Source organism: Streptomyces sp. NPDC058052, assembly GCF_042885515.1.
Lineage (GTDB): Bacteria > Actinomycetota > Actinomycetes > Streptomycetales > Streptomycetaceae > Streptomyces.
In genome coordinates, this window is record NZ_JBHVRX010000012.1 from 60221 (window position 1) to 74525 (window position 14305).

9 protein-coding genes and 1 pseudogene are annotated in these 14305 nt (G+C 74.7%); 6 read left to right on the top strand and 4 right to left on the bottom strand.

All coding sequences use genetic code 11. The features are described 5' to 3' along the window. Positions 1-231: 231 nt before the first annotated feature. The 6 genes and pseudogenes from ACFVU3_RS18610 to ACFVU3_RS18635 all read left to right on the top strand — a co-directional run. Positions 232-1113: pseudogene (locus tag ACFVU3_RS18610) on the top strand (FHA domain-containing protein); the annotation flags it as partial. Between the two features lie 93 nt (positions 1114-1206). Further along, positions 1207-1614 carry a globin gene (locus ACFVU3_RS18615; protein WP_390067369.1) on the top strand — a complete coding sequence of 136 codons (408 nt, stop codon included), beginning with the start codon at positions 1207-1209 and terminating at the stop codon, positions 1612-1614. Between the two features lie 213 nt (positions 1615-1827). Beyond that, positions 1828-5148 carry an FtsX-like permease family protein gene (locus ACFVU3_RS18620; RefSeq protein ID WP_390067371.1) on the top strand — a complete coding sequence of 1107 codons (3321 nt, stop codon included), beginning with the start codon at positions 1828-1830 and terminating at the stop codon, positions 5146-5148. Then, complete coding sequence (locus ACFVU3_RS18625; protein ID WP_390067373.1) at positions 5148-8021, top strand: FtsX-like permease family protein; 2874 nt, start codon at positions 5148-5150, stop codon at positions 8019-8021. Before ACFVU3_RS18620 ends, ACFVU3_RS18625 begins: the two co-directional genes overlap by 1 nt. Next, a complete protein-coding gene (locus ACFVU3_RS18630) occupies positions 8018-8965 on the top strand; it encodes an ABC transporter ATP-binding protein (protein ID WP_390067374.1) in 948 nt (315 codons plus the stop codon). Before ACFVU3_RS18625 ends, ACFVU3_RS18630 begins: the two co-directional genes overlap by 4 nt. 46 nt (positions 8966-9011) lie before the next feature. Further along, the gene (locus ACFVU3_RS18635; RefSeq protein ID WP_390067376.1) at positions 9012-9620 is read left to right on the top strand and encodes a hypothetical protein; all 609 of its coding nucleotides are present in this window, start codon (positions 9012-9014) and stop codon (positions 9618-9620) included. Positions 9621-9676: 56 nt separating this feature from the next. On the opposite strand, the gene ACFVU3_RS18640 is transcribed toward ACFVU3_RS18635, so the two are convergent. The 4 genes from ACFVU3_RS18640 to ACFVU3_RS18655 all read right to left on the bottom strand — a co-directional run bounded on the left by ACFVU3_RS18640 (position 9677) and on the right by ACFVU3_RS18655 (position 14098). Next, positions 9677-10339 carry a hypothetical protein gene (locus tag ACFVU3_RS18640; RefSeq protein WP_390067378.1) on the bottom strand — a complete coding sequence of 221 codons (663 nt, stop codon included), beginning with the start codon at positions 10337-10339 and terminating at the stop codon, positions 9677-9679. Beyond that, on the bottom strand, positions 10336-10761 hold the full coding sequence (locus ACFVU3_RS18645; protein WP_359524111.1) for a thioesterase family protein: 426 nt from the start codon (positions 10759-10761) through the stop codon (positions 10336-10338). Before ACFVU3_RS18645 ends, ACFVU3_RS18640 begins: the two co-directional genes overlap by 4 nt. A gap of 7 nt (positions 10762-10768) precedes the next feature. Then, positions 10769-12433 carry an energy-dependent translational throttle protein EttA gene (gene ettA, locus ACFVU3_RS18650; RefSeq protein WP_362175710.1) on the bottom strand — a complete coding sequence of 555 codons (1665 nt, stop codon included), beginning with the start codon at positions 12431-12433 and terminating at the stop codon, positions 10769-10771. Positions 12434-12622: 189 nt separating this feature from the next. After that, positions 12623-14098, bottom strand: a complete 1476-nt coding sequence (locus tag ACFVU3_RS18655; protein ID WP_390067380.1) for a Cys-Gln thioester bond-forming surface protein — start codon at positions 14096-14098, stop codon at positions 12623-12625. Between the last annotated feature and the right edge of the window lie 207 nt (positions 14099-14305).

A 14305-nucleotide genomic window follows, 5' to 3' on the forward strand; every position in this document is an offset into this window, starting at 1 on the left:
GGTCCCGGTTTCCCGGGTGCTCCCGGTGCTCCGGCCGGCGGTCCCGGCCCCGGCTTCCCCGGTGGTCCGGGTGCGCCGGGCGGCCCGGGTGCCCCCGGCGCCCCCTCGTTCCCCGGTGCTCCCGGTGGTCCCGGGACCCCGCCGCCTCCGCCCGCCTTCCGGGGCGGGGCCGACGGGGGCGGGCCCGGCGGGTTCGCCGCGGGCGGGGATCCGAACGCCACCGCGCAGGCGGAGCTGTGCCCGCAGTGCCGTACGCCGCGTGAGCACATGGCGCCGTACTGCGAGGAGTGCCGCTGGAACTTCCTGACCGGTACCGCGACCTCGTACACCCCGATCGCTCCCGCCGGCCGCCCCGCCGGGCCTCCGCCGGGGCTGAACCTGCCGCCGGGCTTCCAGTCGCCGCCGGCGGGTCCGGCCGCGCCGGCGCCGCCCGGGCCGGCCGCGCCGCAGGACCCGTTCGGGTACCACGACTCGCGGCCGTCCCAGGTGAACCGGCCGGCCGAGCCGCTCGGCGCCGAGCCGACCCACCACCAGGCTCCGCCCGCGTACGCCCAGGCCCAGGCCCCGGCCCCGCCGGCGCCGCCGCAGCCGCGTGCCGACGACGACTGGGTGCTCTCCCCGCCGTCCCAGGCGCAGCCCCCGCAGCCGCCGCAGCCCGGACCGCCGCCGCAGCAGCAGTTCCCGGGGGCGCCGGCGCCGCAGCGCCCGCAGGGGTGGACCGCCCACATCGGGCCGGACCGCGACTACTTCATGGCGATGATGCGCCGCAGCGGCCCGGAGGCATCGGGTCTCAACCTGCCCGCGTACGCGCCGCCGAAGCAGCTGCCGCTCCAGGGCAACCAGGTCTCCATCGGGCGCCGCCGGCACTCCACCGGCGAGGCCCCCGACATCGACCTGGCCGTGCCGCCGGAGGATCCGGGCGTCTCGCACCAGCACGCCGTGCTGGTGCAGCAGCCGGACGGCTCGTGGGCGGTGGTGGACCAGAACTCCACCAACGGCACCACGGTCAACGGCGGCGAGGAGCCGATCCAGCCGTACGTCCCGGTCCAGCTCCAGGACGGCGACCAGGTGCACGTCGGCGCCTGGACGACGATCACCGTCCGGCGCGGCTGACCGCGGTCCGCCGCCCACCGCCCATGTCCGTGCCCGGGGGCCGGAGGTCCTAGACCTCCGGTCCTCCGCCGCCCCGTCTGAGACGATGGGACGGTGAACGAGATTCCCGGGGACGGCGCGGTGCAGGAGCAGACCTTCTACGAGCAGGTCGGCGGCGAGGAGACGTTCCGCCGTCTCGTCCGGCGCTTCTACGAGGGCGTCGCGGAGGACCCGCTGCTCCGCCCGATGTACCCCGAGGAGGACCTCGGCCCCGCCGAGGAGCGCTTCGCCCTCTTCCTCATGCAGTACTGGGGCGGCCCCGGCACCTACAGCGAGCGCCGCGGTCACCCCCGGCTGCGGATGCGGCACGCCCCCTTCGCCGTCGACCAGGCCGCGCACGACGCGTGGCTCCGGCACATGCGGGACGCGATCGACAGCCTGGAGCTCGCGCCGGAGCACGACGCCCAGTTGTGGCGGTACATGACGTACGCGGCGGCCTCGATGGTGAACACCGCCGGCTGAACCGGAACCACCCCCGCAGGTTCAGACCACTCCGTGCCACCGGATGAACACATTCCGGGGATGGATGACCGAATAACGGTCACGATCCCATCAAGGTCGGTGCGCAAGCGGTTTCCAGCGACCCGTGGCCGATGAAAGCATTCCCAGGACGTTTCGAGAGTTCGACAGGCGTTCGGCGGCATGCGGACGCGCGTGGAGCGGCCAGGGGGATGGGTGACGGGGTTCGTACTTCTGCGCGTCAGGGCACACCGGCTGCTGCTCGGCGCGGCACTGCTCGCCGTCGTCCTGACCACGACGGTCCTCGCGACCCTCGCCGGGTTCTCCGGCTCCATCGGGAACGCGGCGCTCCAGGCCGGGCTGCGTGACCGCTCCGCGGCCGCCGCCACCCTGCTCGTCTCCGGGCAGGTGCCGGCCGACCGCCGGGCCTCCGCCGACCGGGCCGTCACCGAGAGCGCCCGGCGCGCCTTCGACGGACTGCCCGTCACCCTCCAGCGCCTGGAGAGCTCGGGGCCGTACGCGCTGCCGCGCTCGCTCCAGGCGCCCACGGCCCGCGACGGCGAGCCCGACCTGACCCACTTCGCGGCGCTCGACCGCTCCCGCCTCACCCTCGTCCGCGGCGCCTGGCCCCGGCCCGGCGGCGACGGCGGCGGCGTGAGGGAGGCGGCCCTGCCGCAGGAGGCGGCGAAGCGGCTCAGGACCGGCCCCGGCGCCGTCCTCGAACTCACCGACCGGCTCGCCGAGAAGAAGATCCAGGTGCGGATCACCGGCGTCTACGCGCCGGCCGACCTCACCGACCCGTACTGGCTGCTCGACCCGGCCGGCGGCCGCGGCGTGCGGACCGTCTCCTTCACCACCTACGGGCCGCTGCTCGCCGACCCGTCGGTGCTCACCTCCGGCTCCGTCACCGTCGGCGAGACCTCCTGGCTCGGCACCGCCGACTTCTCCCGCCTCGACACCGGCGGCATCGCGCCGCTGCGCGAGGCGGCGACCCGGGAGCCGGCGGCGCTCATCGCCGACAGCGCCTCCTTCGGCACCACGATCAGCGCCGTCACCGGCCTGCCGACCGTCCTCGCGCAGACCGAACGCGCCCTCGCCGTCTCCCGCTCCACCCTCCTCGTCGTCGCCGTGCAGCTGGTGATGCTCGCCGCCTACGCGCTGCTCCTCGTCGCCCGGCTGCTGAGCACCGAACGCTCCGGCGAGACCGCGCTGCTGCGCGCCCGCGGCGGCTCCCGGCGCCGGATCGCCGGACTCGCCGCAGCCGAGGCGCTGCTCCTCGCGCTGCCCGCCGCCCTCGTCGCCCCGCTGCTCACGGGGCCGCTCACCCGGCTCTTCGCCGAGCGGTCCGCGCTCTCCTCGCTCGGCGTCCGGCTCGACACCTCTCCGTCCCTGACGGTCTGGCTGGTCTCCTTCGGCGTCGCCCTCTGCTGCGCGGCGGCGGTCGTCGCCCCCGCGCTCGCCGCGCGGGACGGCGACGCCGTCTCCCTGCGCAAGGCCCGGGGCGGAACCCTCCCCTGGCCGGTGCGGGCCGGCGCCGACCTCGCGCTGCTGCTCGTCGCGGGCATCGCGCTGTGGCAGCTCCAGCGGCAGCCCGAGGCGGCGGCCGACGGCTCCTCGGTCGACCCGGTGCTCGTCGCCGCGCCCGCGCTCGCGCTGCTCGCCGGCACCGTCCTGACCCTCCGTCTGCTGCCGCCCGCCGCCAAGCTGGCCGAGCGGCGCGCCGCCGGCGGCCGGGGCCTGTCGGCCGCGCTGGCCGGCTGGCAGTTCAGCCGCCGCCCGCTGCGCGGCGCGGGACCGGTGCTGCTGCTGGTCCTCGCCGTGGCGATGGGCATGCTGGCGATCGGCCAGAGCAACTCCTGGGAGCGGTCGCAGCACGACCAGGCCGACTTCCGCGCCGGCACGTCCGTGCGGGTGCTCGGGGTCGGCCCCGGCGACGCGAGCCGGACCGCACGGCTCGCCGCCGTCCCCGGGGTGCGCGAGGTCGCGCCGGTCCACCGCGCCTCCATGGACGTGGCCGGCCACAACGCCACCGTCCTCGCCGCCGCCACCGACCGGCTCGCCGGCGGCCTGCTGATGCGCGGCGACCTGGCGGGCGGCACGCCCGCCGAGCTGCTCGCCCCGCTCGCGCCGGGGGACGGCGCGAGGCGCGGGTTCGTCCTGCCGGAGGACAGCCGCTCGCTCGTCGTCGACCTGCGCAGCCAGGCCCCGCGCGGCACCACCGCCGGCCGGATCATCGCCACCCTGGAGGACGGGTACGGGATCCCGTACCGGCAGCCTCTCGGGACCCTGCCCCCCGACGGCCGCACCCACCGGATGGAGCTCGACCTCGGCCCGCTGACCGGGGACGGCACCGGCACCGGGCCCCGCCTCGCCCTCACCGGCATCGAGCTCACCGCCGACTTCACCGAGGGCACCTGGCGCGCCCAGAAGCTCCACGTCGACCGGCTCGCCACGACCGGGGCCGACGGGACGCGGCGCCCCGTGGACCCGACGCGCACGCTGTCCCGCTGGACCGCCACCGGCGAGCAGACCGTCCAGGGCAGCCAGGGCGACCCGACGCGGCTGACCGGCGCGGCCGGCAGCCCCGTGGCCGGCGCCACGACGGCCCCGTACACCCTCCCGTACGCGCTCCAGGGCCACTTCAGCACCTACGGGGTGCTGTCCGAGAGCTACGCGGTGCGGGTGACCGCGCCCGCGGGCGCGCAGCCGGACCGCCTCCCGGCCATCGCGTCGGAGGCGTTCATGACGGCGTCCAAGGCACGACAGGGCGACCAGATCCAGCTCTCGCTCGGCGGCCGCCGGATCGACGTGGTCGTCACCCGCGTCGTGGCGGACCTGCCGACCACCGGGACCGCGGGCCGGACCACCGACGCGGAGGCCGCCGGTCACGTGCCGGCGGACGGCGGCGGCGTGCTCGTCGACCTGGGGGCCGTCAACCGGTTCCTGGCCACGGCCGACCCGACGGCGCCGGTGGCACCCACCGAGTGGTGGCTGACCTCCGAGTCCGGCCGGGCGGACGCCGTCGCGAAGGCGCTGCGCGACGGCGACGAGCCCGGCGAGATCGTCGTCCGCGACGTGATCGCCGACGACCTGCTCGGCGACCCGCTGGGCGCCGGCCCCAACACCGCCCTCATGGCGGTGGCCGCCGCGGCCGCGGCACTGGCCGCGGTCGGCTTCGCGGTCGGCTCGGCCGGTTCCGTACGGGAACGGGCCGCCGAGTTCGCGATCCTGCGGGCCCTCGGCGCGCCCCGCCGCCGCCTCGCCCGGCTCCTCGCCGCCGAACAGGGCGTCCTCATCGGCGTGGGGCTCCTGGTCGGCGTCGCCCTCGGCACCCTGCTGGCCCGGGTCGTCGTCCCGCTGATCGTGCTCACCGGCCGGGCCACCCGGCCCGTGCCGCCCGTCCTGGTCGAACTGCCCCTCGGCCAGGTGGCGCTGCTCCTCGCCGGAGTCGCCGCCCTGCCGCTCGCCGTCGTCGCGGCCATCGCCCTGCGCCGCAACGACCCGGCGGTGTCCCTGCGCCACCAGGGAGACAACTGATGACCGACGTCCCGCGCGAGGAGTCCCGCCCGATGCAGCCCGCAGGCGAGTCCCCCGACCACCGGCCCGCGCCCGCCGCACCGGTGACGGGCGAGTCCGAGAAGGCCCCCGGCCCGGCCGTCGCGCCCTGGGTGCGGACCCGGCTGCGGGCCGCGCCCGGAGCCGCCGCCGGCCTGGCACTGCTGGTGTTCGTCACCGCGCTGCTCGCCGCCGCGCTGCCGCGCGTGGTGGACGCGTACGAGACGAAGGGGCTGCGGCACGGCATCCGCACGGCCGACGCCCACCGGTCCCAGCTGGAGATCACCTACCCGCTGGAGCAGGGCACCAGGGTGGAGCCCGACGTCCTGCGCGAGAACCAGGAGGAGCTGCGCGGCCTGCTCCCCGCGCCGCTGCGCACCGACCCCGAGCAGACCGTGAACGGCGTCCGGACCATGGTGCCGGTCGAGGGCCTCGACCCGTGGCTGCCCGAACCGGACCACGCGCCGGTCCTGTTCACCCTCGCCTCGCCCTCCGGCCTCGCCGACCACGCGGTCCTGAAGCAGGGACGCATGGCCCGGGGCGACGCGCGCCGCCCGGAGGCCATGGCGACGACGGCGATGGCCGAGGTCCTCGGGATCAAGCCCGGTTCCGTCGTGCACGTGCCCGGCATCACCGCCGAGCCGGTCGCCGTCACCGTGACCGGCATCGTGGAGCCCCGCGACCCCCGCCGGCCGTACTGGTCGGTGGAACCGCTGCTGTCCACGCCGGTGCTGGCGATGACGGACCACCCCACGGAGCCGAAGCGCTACTGGCAGGCCGGCCTCCTCGTCGCCCCGGAGTCGGGGTCCGCCCTCGCCACCACCACCGGCACCGCCGAGGTCTTCTGGCGCTTCCCCACGGTCGCCGACCACCTGACCGCGGCCGACGCCGGACCGCTCGCCGCCGCCGTCGACTCGGCACGCAGCGGCCCCGCCTCGGCCAGGATCCGCGAGATCACCGGCGACACCGGCCTCGTCGCCACCGGCCTCGACGAGATCTCCGCCGCCTACGCGGCGACGAAGGCCGCCATCGCCCCCGTCGTCGCCGTCGCCGTCTTCGGCGTCGGCGCCGTCGCGGCCGTGGTCGTCGCCATGACCGGCGGCCTCTTCCTCAGCCGCCGGGACGGCGAACTCACCCTGCTGCGCGCCCGCGGCGCCTCCCTGCCCGGCATCGGCCTCCGGCTGCTCGGCGAGACCGCCGCCGTCGCCGTCCCGGCGGCCGTGCTCGGCCTGGCGGCCGCGGTCGCGCTGGTGCGCGGCCCCGACACCCCCGGCGCCTCCGCCCTCACCGGCTCCGCGCCGCTCCTCCCGTCGGTCCTCGGCGCCGCCCTGGTGGCGCAGATCGCCGCCCTGGTGCTGCCCGTCCGGGCCATGCTCCGGCACCGGGCGCCCCGGCTGCACGGGGCCCGCGAGGACCTGGTGGACGCCCGGCCCTCCCGGCGCCGCACCGTCGCCGAACTGACCCTGCTGATCCTGGCGGCGGGCGCGATCGGCTCGCTGCGGCTGCGCGGCACCGACGACGCCGGCGACCACCTGGTCAGCGCCGCCCCGGTGCTCATCGGCGTGATCGCCGCCCTCGTCCTCGTACGGGTCCAGCCGCTGCCGCTGCGCTGGCTGGCCCGCCCGGTCCGCCGGATGCGCGGCGTCGTCGGCCCGCTGGCCATCGCCCGCGCCGCCCGCTCCTCGGCCACCGGCGTGCTCCCGCTGCTCACCCTCGTCCTGGCGCTGACCACGGCCGCCTTCGGCGGCTCCGTCCTCGCCGGGGTCGCCGAGGCCCGCGACCGGGCCGCGCTGCTCGCCACCGGCGCCGACGCCCGGATCGAGGGCCGCACCGAGGGCGTGCTGCTGCCAGCCGGGCTGACCGAGGCCGTGCGCGGCACGAAGGGCGTCCGCGAGGCGCTGCCCGTGCAGATCGAGTACGGGACGGCCCTGCCGTCCCCGGTCGCCACCGACCAGCCGATGAGCGCCCCGCTCGTCGCCGTCGACCCGGCCGCCTACGCGAAGCTCGCCCAGCGCACCGGCAACGGCGCCTTCCCCGCCGAACTGCTCGCCTCGACCGGGAAGGGCGGCAAGGACGCCGTCGGCGACACCGAACGGGTGCTGCCGGCGCTCGCCTCCCCCGAGGTCGCCGCACGCCTCGGGGACCAGCCGCAGAAGCTGAACGCCGCCGCCGGCGCCTTCCGGGTGCGGGTGGTCGCGGTACGGGACTCCACCCCGGCGGTCCGCGGCGAGGACTTCCTCGTGGTCAACGCCGCCGACATCACCAACCGGCGGGAGACCGCGCTGCTGGTGAGCGGCGAACCCTCCGGCGCGGCGCTGCGGACGGCCGTCGGGGCCGCGTCCGGCGAACTCGCCGTGACGCTGAGCACCGAGACCCGCCGCTCGTACGTGGACTCACCGCTCCAGTCCGGCGCCGAAGGTCTCTACTCGGCGGCGATCGGCGCGGGCGCCGCCTACGCGGTCGTCGCCGTGCTGCTCTCCCTCACCCGGAGCGGCCCCGAGCGGGCGACGCTGCTGGCCCGGCTGCGGACCATGGGCCTCACCCGCAGGCAGGGGCGCCGGCTGCTCGGTCTGGAGGCGCTGCCCCCGGCCGTCTTCGCCGCGCTCGGCGGGGCGCTCGCCGGCTGGGCGACGGTGCCGCTGCTCGCGCCCGGCGTGGACCTGCACCGGCTGGCGCTGGCCACGGCCGCGGACGGCGTGGGACCCGGCGGCGTCGGGCTGCGGGCCGACCCGTGGTCGCTGCTGCTGCCGGCGGTGGCCGTGGTCCTCCTGACGGGGGCGGCGGCCGGAATCCAGGCGTGGTGGACGGGACGGAAGAGCTCGGTGAAGGAACTCAGGGCAGGAGACGCACGATGACCACGACCGCGGACGCGACTCTGGAGGAGCTGGAGCGGCGGGCCAGCGCCCACCTCGACCGGCCCTCGTACGGCCACGACGCGCTGATCGCCTGCGACCGCCTCGTGCGGATCTTCACCACCGACGGGGTGGAGGTGCAGGCGCTCCAGGGACTCGACCTCCTGGTCAAGGAGGGCGAGCTGATGGCCCTGGTCGGGGCGTCCGGCTCGGGCAAGTCGACGCTGATGAACATCCTCGCCGGCCTGGACGTGCCCACCGCCGGCGCGGCCCGGGTCGCGGGCTGCGACCTGCTCGCGATGACCGGCAAGGACCGGCTGCGCTACCGGCGCGAGGTCGTCGGCTTCGTCTGGCAGCAGACCGCCCGCAACCTCCTCCCCTACCTGACGGCCGCCCAGAACGTGGCGCTGCCGATGCAGTTGGCGGGCAGCAGGGCGAAGAAGGCGGAGCGGGCCGAGGAGCTCCTCGCGATGATGGACATCGCGCACTGCCGGGACCGGCGGCCGCACCAGCTCTCCGGCGGCCAGCAGCAGCGGGTCGCCATCGCCGTCGCCCTCGCCAACGACCCGAAGGTCCTCCTCGCCGACGAACCCACCGGCGAGCTGGACTCGGCCACCGGCGAGCAGGTCTTCGCCGCCTTCCGCCGGGCCAACGAGGAACTGGGCACCACGATCGTGATCGTCACCCACGACCAGGCGGTCGCCACCGAGGTGCGCCGCACGGTCGCGATCCGCGACGGCCGCACCTCCTCCGAGGTGCTGCGCCGCACCGAGGTCGACGAGGAGGGCCAGGAGTCGCTGGTGGCGCGGGAGTACGCGATGCTCGACCGCGCCGGCCGGCTCCAGCTCCCCGCGGACTACACCAAGGCGCTGGGCATGGAGCACCGCGTGGCGCTGGAGCTGGAGCAGGACCACATCGGGGTGTGGCCGGACGACGCCGAGGGCTGAGGAACCGGCCCGCGGGCGGGCGCGTCCCCTCCCGGGGGTGGTCGGGATGGAGAAGGACAGGGCCCTGTCGTACGCGGGCGCGGTGGCCGTGCCGCTCGGCGCGGGCGTGCTGCTGCACCTGTGGGCGAGCTGGTCGATGCGGAGTCCGCTCGGCGTGCCGACCGCTCCGGCGGTCGGCGTCGGACTGGCCCTCGCCGCGCTGGCGGCGGTGGCGCACAACGCGCTCTTCCGCGAGGGCGGCACCGTCCTGGCCCTCGTGGTGCTGCTCGCGGGCCTGGGCGCGGTGTGGATCGAGGCCCGGGACTCACGGGTGCGCGGGGCGACGGTGGAGTGCGTGGTGGTGGGGAAGGTGCGGGTCACCGACCATCCCACCTTCGGCGAGGGCGCCCCGGAGGCGAAGCGGCTCTACCACCACACGCTGGACTGCCCCGGCGGCTACCCGGAGGAGTTCTCCTGGGAGGGGAAGCTGGGCGAGGCGGGGAAGCCGGTCCGGATCGCGTACGACCCGGCGCGGCGCATGGACCCGGTCCCGGCCGGCGAGAACGTCGCCCGCGGCGCCCCCTACGTCCCCGCGGCCCTGCTGCTGCTCGCGGCGGGCCTCTCGGTCGCCTCGCTGCGGCACGAGCTCACGGGGAAGGGGAAGCGGATCTGGTGACCGGGCTCCCGGTCCCGTCCGGAGGCGGCGCCGGGCGGCACCTTCCGGACAGGGCCTCAGGACGCCGGCGTCACCGTGAGCGCGGCGGGTGCCGTGCGGAGGGCGACGGAGCCGTACGGGGTGCGCAGCCGCAGCCACGGTCCGGCGGCCACCAGGGCGACCGGGACGTCCCGCGGGGGCAGGAAGCCCAGCGACTGGGCGGCGTGCACGGCCCGCAGGGGCAGGCCGGTGGCGCCGAGGGTGCGGGACCAGATCTCGCGGCCGATGCGGTCGCGCTCGGCGCGGGTGCGCCGTTCCTCGGGCAGCTCCTCGTCGCGGCGGCGGAACTCGGCGACGGCCGCGGCGACCGCCCCGCGCAGCTCCCCGGCGCCGGGCAGGCCCTCGACGGGCCGCCAGCCGGAGCGCGGCGGGAGGACGCCGGCCCAGGGCGGGCCGGTGACGGTGCCGGGGACGACGGCCTTGCCGGCCGTCTCCTCGATGCCGTCGAGGAGTTCTCCGGCGGAGACGGTGACGTCGAGGTCGACGGCGTCCTCCAGCCGGGCCGTGCGGATCGCCAGCACCTCGAAGGAGGGCGGGCGTCCGAAGACGGCGAGCGCGCCGCCCCCGGCCTGGAGGCGGACGGCGGCGGCGCGGTCGTAGTGCACGAGCCGGCCCAGGAAGGCGGCGAGGGCCGCCGCCTCCCTGGGGTCGGCGAAGTGCAGCGGGGCGAGCACGGTCATGCGGCGGACGTCATCCCGTCGTCGACGTACTCCTGGAGGAAGCGGCGCTCCTCCTCGGAGATGCGGCGGGGCCGCTGTGCCTCCAGGTCGAAGGGCACGACGACCGTCGAGGCCCGTACGTAGGTGACCTCGGGGTCCTTGATCTCGTACGCGATCGTCAGCGACGCCGCGCCGATCTTCGTGACCCACGACTCGATGGTCACCGGCTCGTGCCGGTGGACCAGCGGGCGGAGGTAGTCGATCTCGTGGCGGGCCACGACGGACCCGCCGGAGAAGGACGGGCTGCCGTCCCCCGGCGCCAGCCGGAACATGAAGTCGATCCGGGCCTCCTCCAGGTAGCGGAGGAAGACCACGTTGTTGACGTGCCCGAAGGCGTCCATGTCCGACCAGCGCAGGGGGCAGCTGTAGAGGTGTCTCGCCACGACGTCCTCAGCCCCGGGTGAGCTTCTTGTGCGTGGCGCGGTGCGGACGCGTGGCGTCCGGGCCGAGCCGCTCGACCTTGTTCTTCTCGTACGACTCGAAGTTGCCCTCGAACCAGAACCACTTGGAGTCGCCCTCGTAGGCCAGGATGTGCGTGGCCACTCGGTCGAGGAACCAGCGGTCGTGGGAGACGACCACGGCGCAGCCGGGGAAGTCGAGGAGCGCGTTCTCCAGCGAGGAGAGGGTCTCGACGTCGAGGTCGTTGGTGGGCTCGTCGAGGAGCAGCAGGTTGCCGCCCTGCTTGAGGGTGAGCGCGAGGTTGAGGCGGTTGCGCTCACCGCCGGAGAGCACGCCGGCCGGCTTCTGCTGGTCCGGGCCCTTGAAGCCGAACGCGGAGACGTAGGCGCGGGACGGCATCTCGACCTGGCCGACGTTGATGTAGTCCAGCTCGTCGGAGACGACGGCCCACAGGGTCTTCTTGGGGTCGATGTTGGCGCGGCCCTGGTCGACGTAGGAGATCTTGACCGTCTCACCGATCTTGATCTCGCCGGCGTCGGGGGTCTCCAGGCCCTGGATCATCTTGAACAGCGTGGTCTTGCCGGCGCCGTTCGGGCCGATGATGCCGACGATGCCGTTACGGGGCAGGGTGAAGGAGAGGTCGTCGATGAGGACCTTCTCGCCGAACGCCTTGGAGAGGTTGTTGACCTCGACGACGACGGAGCCCAGGCGCGGGCCCGGCGGGATCTGGATCTCCTCGAAGTCCAGCTTCCGCATCTTGTCGGCCTCGGCGGCCATCTCCTCGTAGCGCGCGAGACGCGCCTTGGACTTGGCCTGACGCCCCTTGGCGTTGGACCGCACCCACTCGAGCTCTTCCTTGAGGCGCTTGGCGCGCTTCTCGTCCTTCTTGCCCTCGACCTTGAGGCGCTCGGCCTTCTTCTGGAGGTAGGTCGAGTAGTTGCCCTCGTACGGGATGGCGCGGCCGCGGTCGAGCTCCAGGATCCACTCGGCCACGTTGTCGAGGAAGTACCGGTCGTGGGTGATGGCCACGACGGTGCCCTTGTACTTGGCGAGGTGCTGCTCCAGCCAGTTCACCGACTCGGCGTCGAGGTGGTTGGTGGGCTCGTCGAGGAGCAGCAGGTCGGGGGCCTCCAGGAGGAGCTTGCAGAGCGCCACGCGGCGCTTCTCGCCACCGGAGAGGTTGTTGACCGGCCAGTCGCCGGGCGGGCAGCCCAGGGCGTCCATGGCCTGCTCCAGCTGGGTGTCGAGGTCCCACGCCTCGGCGTGGTCCAGGTCCTCCTGGAGCTTGCCCATCTCCTCCATGAGCGCGTCCGTGTAGTTCGTGGCCATCTCCTCGGCGATGGCGTTGAACCGGTCGAGCTTGCCCTTGATCTCCGCGACGCCGTCCTCGACGTTCTCCAGGACGGTCTTGGACTCGTCGAGCTTCGGCTCCTGCATGAGGATGCCGACCGAGTAGCCCGGGGAGAGGAAGGCGTCGCCGTTGGACGGCTGCTCCAGACCGGCCATGATCTTCAGAACGGTGGACTTACCGGCACCGTTCGGGCCGACCACACCGATCTTCGCACCGGGCAGGAAGCTCAGCGTCACGTCATCGAGGATGACCTTGTCGCCGTGCGCCTTGCGCGTCTTGCGCATCGTGTAGATGTACTCAGCCAAGAGAAACCGTCCGGCAAAGAGTGAGTGGGCAGATACACCCATCTTGCCGCACCGCCGCCCCCAGGCGGAAACCAGCACCGTCCGGAGCCCTCCGGACACCCCGCGGACACGCGAAGGCCCCGGACGCGGGAGCGTCCGGGGCCTTCCGTCACGGGGTGCTCTCACCCCGTGACGTCGTGCGGGGCGTTCTTACTGACCCGCGGCCTTCTTCTTGCGGAGGAAGAACACCGCGCCGCCGCCGGCCAGGACGAGCGCGACGGCGATGCCGGCGATCATCGGGGTGGCGTTGGAGCTGCCGGTCTCGGCCAGGTCACCGCCGGTGGTGCCGGTGGTGCCGGTCGTGCCGGTGGAGGCGTCCGTGGTGGTGCTGGGCGCCGGGGTGGACGGGCTCGCCGAGGGGGTCTCGGACGGGGTGCCGGTGGACGGCGTCGTCGAGGGGGTCTCGGACGGGGTGCCGGTGGACGGCTCGGGGCTCGGAGCGGTCTTGCAGTCCAGGACGCCCTGGAAGGACTTCGAGAAGCCGTTCGGACCGGTGATGGTGAAGTCGTACGCCGTGTCCTCGGCGACCGGGACCGTGACGGTCTTGGACTCGCCGGCGGCGATCGTGAAGGAGGTGCCCTGGACCTCGAAGGTCCAGTCCTCGTCACCCTCGTTGGAAGCGGTGATGTCGAGGCCGCCCTTGGCGCAGTTCTCGGCGACGGTGACGGCCGGGACCGCACCCTTCTTCGCCCAGGCCGCGGTGACCTCGGCGTTGACCGAGGACTTGCTGCTGCCGGCCAGGATCAGCGTCTGCTCGTGGCCCTCGATGCTGCCGAAGACGCGGCCGATGGCGACCTCGGTCTCGGCCTCCAGGCTGATCTTGGTCGAGCCGTCGGGGGTGCCCGCCGGGACGTCCAGGAAGAGCTCGCTGTTGTTGCTCGCGGCGGTGACGGCCTTGCCGTCCTTGTCCACGACCTTCACGTTCGCCGGGGCGTCGGCGGGCAGGGAGACCTTGACGGTGCCGTCGGCGGCCGTCGTGGTGACCTTGACCGGGCCGAGCTTGTCGCCGGCCTTGCCCGCGACGGAGGCCGGGGAGGCGGCCAGGGAGACCTTCGGCTCCTCCTGGTCCGGGGCCTTGGCGGCCTCGGCGACCAGGTACTCGGCGAGCGCCTTGGCCTCCGGGTCCTCCGGGGTGGCCTTGACGTTGTCGGAGTACTTCCAGATCGCGGCCTGGGTCGCCGTGGCGGCCTCGTCGCCCGTCAGGGCGTCGACGCCGGCCTTGCCGGCCAGCGCGCCGAGGTCGTTCACCTCGGGGTACGAGTTCTGCAGGATCCAGCGGATCTTGCCGGCGTTCGGGTTGTCGTGCAGGGTCGACTTGTCCCAGTCGGTCTCCCGGTACTTCGTCCCCGCGTCGGTCGACGTCCACAGGTCGATGCAGTACGCCTGGAGCGAGCCGCCGCCGTCGACGGTGAGGTCGAAGAGACCGCCGCGCTGGGTCGAGTTGCCCCGGTCGCTCTCGATCCGGATCTTGCCGGACTCCTTGAGGCCGCCCAGCGTCGCGGCGGCGCCGCTGCCGTCCTCGGCCATCGCAGGACCTGCGAGGGCTATGGCGCTGGAGGCGACCAGGCCCGAGACCAGGGTCGCAGCGGCCAGGCGGGCAACACCGCGCCCACGAACTGAAAACATGGATTTCCCCTCCGGGCGAGCCGCTCCGCGAACGTGGTCGATTCGCGTGGGGGGAGCGTCCGCCAGCAAACTCACTGACTCGATGGGCTCAAGTGCCTCTTGAGTACTCGGGAATCCTAGGGAGGCGGAAGACCCCGGTCCCCGGCCATACGACGAGATAACCATTCCGTCTCGGAATCGTTATACCCCTGGCGAGTTGGTCGACAA